The 4,147-nt window shown below is 72.0% G+C and carries 3 protein-coding genes; all 3 read right to left on the reverse strand.

Annotated features, from left to right (window positions below; translation table 11 throughout):
• Positions 1 to 16 precede the first annotated feature (16 nt).
• The 3 genes from E1294_RS51155 to E1294_RS51165 all read right to left on the reverse strand — a co-directional run bounded on the left by E1294_RS51155 (position 17) and on the right by E1294_RS51165 (position 3,988).
• Positions 17 to 985 (reverse strand): ROK family protein, encoded by a 969-nt coding sequence (locus tag E1294_RS51155; RefSeq protein WP_132520358.1) that lies wholly within the window; start codon positions 983 to 985, stop codon positions 17 to 19.
• 106 nt (positions 986 to 1,091) lie between these two features.
• Entirely contained in the window at positions 1,092 to 2,132 is a 1,041-nt protein-coding gene (locus tag E1294_RS51160) for a LacI family DNA-binding transcriptional regulator (protein ID WP_132520361.1), read from the reverse strand.
• Positions 2,129 to 3,988, reverse strand: coding sequence for an MBL fold metallo-hydrolase (locus E1294_RS51165; RefSeq protein ID WP_220448436.1), 1,860 nt, complete (start codon positions 3,986 to 3,988; stop codon positions 2,129 to 2,131). Before E1294_RS51165 ends, E1294_RS51160 begins: the two co-directional genes overlap by 4 nt.
• Positions 3,989 to 4,147 lie beyond the last annotated feature (159 nt).

Below are 4,147 nucleotides of genomic sequence, written 5' to 3' on the forward strand. Positions count from 1 at the left end.
GGTCAGCGGGGGTAGGTCAGGCATCGGTCTTTCCTGTGACGAGGTCGTGTGCGACGGCTCCGGCGCCCACCACGCACACCCCCGCGCCGAGCTGTGCGAGCTCGATGCGGGCGGCGCGGGCCGCGGGAGGCATGGCGTCCCTGGCGACGGCGGCGGCGACGGGGCCGAGGAGCCGGGCGCCGGAACGGGTGACGCCGCCGCCGAGGACGACGAGTTCCGGCTCGAAGGCGTTCACCAGGTCGGTGATCGCGGTGCCGAGCGCCCCTGTGGTCTCGTCCCAGATCTCGTTCGCGAGCGCGTCACCGGCGGCCGCCGCGAGGGAGACGTCCTCAGCCGTCGGGAACTCGATGGCGGACAGGGACGAGGCTCGCCCGGCGGCGATGGCCTCGCGGGCGCGCTCGGCGATGGAGGTGCCGGACGCGTACGCCTCCAGGCAGCCCAGCCGGCCGCACGAGCACGTGCGCCCGCCGGGCCTGACCATCACGTGGCCCAGCTCGCCGCCGTTGCCGGCCGCGCCCCGGTGCAGGCGCCCGCCGATGACGGAGCCGCCGCCGACGCCGGTGGACACGGTGAGGTAGAGCATCGTGGACGTGCCGCGGCCCGCGCCATGACGGAATTCGCCCAGGGCGGCGGCCGTGGCATCGTTCTCAAGCGCGGACGGGACGCCGAACGCCTCCGTCGCCATCGCGCCGATCGGGATGTCGATCCACCCGGGCAGGTGCGGCGGGCACTCCAGCACGCCGGCCGCCGCGTCGAGCGGTCCGCCGCAGGAGATGCCGACGGCCGCCACGTGGGGCACGCCCGCCTCGGCGATGGCCTTCCTGCCCAGGTCGAACAGCCTGGACAACACCCGCCGCGGCCCCTCGTCCCTCAGGGTGGGGGTGAGTTGCCAGCCATGGATCCGGCCGTCGCCGGTGACGACGCCCGCGGCGAGTTTGGTGCCGCCGACGTCCAGCGACAGAACAGGGGGAAGATCGTGCTCCATTGGGCCTCCGACGGGAACGGGCGCCGCACCAGGACTGTGACATCGTTCCCACACGGGATCCTAGGGCGACCTTTCCCCACGGGTCAACGCGGCATATGCCGAAATGTCAGATCTCGGGGGGCGGTGCGGTGGACTCGCGGCTGATCAGCCGCACGTTGAGCACCGTGGTGACCGAGTCGGCCTCGGGCATCTCGATCCGCTCCGACAACCGGCGTACGGCGGTCGCGCCGAGACCGTACGTGTTCTGCGAGACCGCGCTGACCGTGGGCGAGACCATGCTCATCCAGGGCGCGTCGTCGAAGGCCACGAGGCTGATGTCGCCGGGCGCCCGCAGCCCCAGCTCGCCGATCGCCCGCCAGACGCCCTCGGCGAGCACGTTGTTGGCCGCGAAGACGGCCGTGGGCCGATCGGGCCCGCGCAGCATGTCGAGCGCCCTGCGCCTGGAGTCGGCGACGTCCCAGCCCGACGAGACGACCAGCTCGGGCTCGACCTTGATGCCGCCGGCCGCGAGCGCTTCGAGATAGCCCTGGTAGCGCTCGTAACCGGTGGTCCAGTCGGTCTCGTCGATGAACAGCGCGATCCGGCGGTGACCCAGCTCGACCAGGTGGGAGGTGGCCGTGCGGGCGCCGACGCGGTTGCCGACCACGACGCCGTCGGTCGAGCCCGCCGCGAACTGCCGGTCGACCTCGACGACCGGGATGCCGTGGGCGCTCAGGTAGGTGGAGACGGCCGAGGAGTTGGGCGTCACGACCACGCCGGCCACCCGGAGCGCCACGAGCGCCTCCGCGGCCTCGCTCTCCGCCTCGGCCGACAGGCTCGTGTCCGCCAGGACCATCGTGTAGCCGCGCTCGCGGGCCTCCCTGCTGGCCCCCGCGGCCAGCTCCGCGTAGAACGGGTTGCGCAGGTCGCTCACCAGGACGCCGACGGATCTGCTCACCTGCTGTTTGAGCGTGCGGGCCATCACGTCGGGCACGTAGCCGAGCTCGGCCGCCGCCCGGAGCACCCGCTCGCGCACGTCGCTGGCCGCGTAGCCGCGGCCGGTCAGCGCCCGGGAGACGGTGGAGCGCGAGACGCCGGCGGCCTCCGCGACGTCCTTGATCGTGGGACGCCGCGAACGGCTGGGGGACGGACGCCGCTCTACGGTCATCGATTCCCTTCCTCGACCACGTCGGCCAGCGCTTCCGCGTGCTGCCCGAGGCGCAGATCGCCGATGGTCACGTCGACGGCGAGGCGTACGCGGCGCCGCGGCGCGGCGCCCGCGCGCAGACGGAGACGCACCTGATCCATACCCCCTCCGTCCAGCCTTAGCGTCGAAGGCCCGGCTTCGCGGCGCCAGCCCGGCGGAACCACCGGCTCCACGGTGACCGTCGCCTTGTCCGGCCAGGGGTTGCGCACCGTGGCCGTCAGCGTGATCTCGCCCCCGGCGGGGACGCTCGAATAGTAAGGGGTCAGGCGGCACAACACCGTGTCGGCCCCCACATCGAGCCGGTCGAGCGGGAGCAGGTCGTGGTGGAGGGCGACGAGCTCCTCGCCGCGCTCGGTGAGCATGCGCAGGTAGGCGTCGTCCACCCAGCGGGGCCGCCAGTGGCCGCTGACCATGAGGTCGGGGCGGAGCCGCCGGTAGAGCGCGGCGCTCTTGCGGTAGTCCTCGATCCTGAACCTGTTCTTGTACTGGAAGTTCAGGATCTCCTGGCGCTCCCCCGGGATGCCGCTCCCGTCCTGCTGGTCGCCGGTGACCAGGACCCGGTGCCCGTCCACCTCGAACTCGTACGCCGCCGCGAACAGCGTGTGCCCCGGCAGGTCGTGCACCGTGATCTCGTACTCGTGCCACCGCACCGTCTCCCCCAGCCCCAGCACCCGGTCGGCGGGGATCGGGTCGAACCACTGGCAGGGCAGGTCGTGGTGGAGCGGCGTGGCCAGGATCGGGGCGATGTGGGACGGCGCCCAGATCTCGGTGCCCTCGACGTCGCGCAGCAGGGGCATGCCCGCCACGTGATCGTCGTGGTAGTGGGTGGGCAGCGCCACCTCGACATCGGTGACGCCGTGGAGCTCGCGCAGCGCGGGCAGCGACGCCAGCCACGGCCGGCGGGCCTCGCGCGCGGTGCTGTGCACCAGGCCGGTGCACATGTCGTAGCCGAAGTCGAACACCATGGCCGCGCCCGACTCCGACAGCAGGACATAGCTGTAGGACTGGCTGCTCCTGTTCATCAGCAGGTGGGGGGTGACCTCGATGAACGGCTCGGCCAGCAGCCCGCGCACGTTCCAGGGGTGCGGGCGGCGGAAGTCGACGTAGCGCTGCATGGCCGTGGACAGCCGTGCGAGCGCGTCCGCGGGATCGGTCATCGGCTCGCCGTGCGAGGGCAGCAGCACGCCGAGCTCCTCCCGCTGGAGCAGCTCGGAGCTCAGGACGACCATCGCGGGGCCTTCGTTCTCGGTGTAGGACCACTGGGTGGCGGCCAGCGACCACACCTTTCCCGGCGCGTAGATCAGGTCGCCGGTGAAGGCCGCCTTCGTGCCGCCGGCCTCCACCAGGTAGCTGACGGAGCCGGGAGTGTGACCGGGCGTGGGCAGGACGCGGACGTCCACACCGCCGTAGCGGGCCGTGCGGTATTCGGGCACCACGCCGTCCACCCGCACCGGCTCCAGCAACGAGAACCGGTCGTCGCGCAGGTCGTAGTCGTTGCTGATGCGCCGCCCCTGCCACATCTCGCCGACCTTCTCGAACAGGTCGCGCTCGACCGGCGGCACGTGCACGGCCACGCCCGCCTCCACCGCCTTGGCCAGGCCTTGTGCCTGGTCACGGTGGTGGTGTGTCATGAGAACATCGGTGAGCCGGTCGAGGCCGAGCTCCTCCAGCAGGTCCAGCACACGGCCGGAGCCGAAGTCGATGGCGATCCCGGTGCGTTCCGCTCCCGGCTGGGCGGGAGCCGCGATGACATAGACGTGGCAGGTGTCCAAAATTCGGAACACCCCGGGCAAAACTTCGGTCACATCCTCGCTCACGGGGCGAGATTGTATCCGGTATCGTTCCCACAATGCATGCCCTGGACTGGATCGTCCCCCATCCGAAAAAGATCACGATCGGCCGGTCGCACGTGGACCTCAGCGGGTGCCGCATCCAGCCCGGCCCCGCCACCGCCACCGCCACCGAGGAGCGCGGGG

Origin of the sequence: Nonomuraea diastatica, from assembly GCF_004349015.1 — a bacterium.
In the GTDB taxonomy this organism is placed as follows: domain Bacteria; phylum Actinomycetota; class Actinomycetes; order Streptosporangiales; family Streptosporangiaceae; genus Nonomuraea; species Nonomuraea diastatica.

Coding starts and splice junctions, on each gene's coding strand:
- E1294_RS51155 (WP_132520358.1), bottom strand. CDS start 985: ATGGAGCACGATCTTCCCCCTGTTCTGTCGCTGGACGTCGGCGGCACC.
- E1294_RS51160 (WP_132520361.1), bottom strand. CDS start 2,132: ATGACCGTAGAGCGGCGTCCGTCCCCCAGCCGTTCGCGGCGTCCCACG.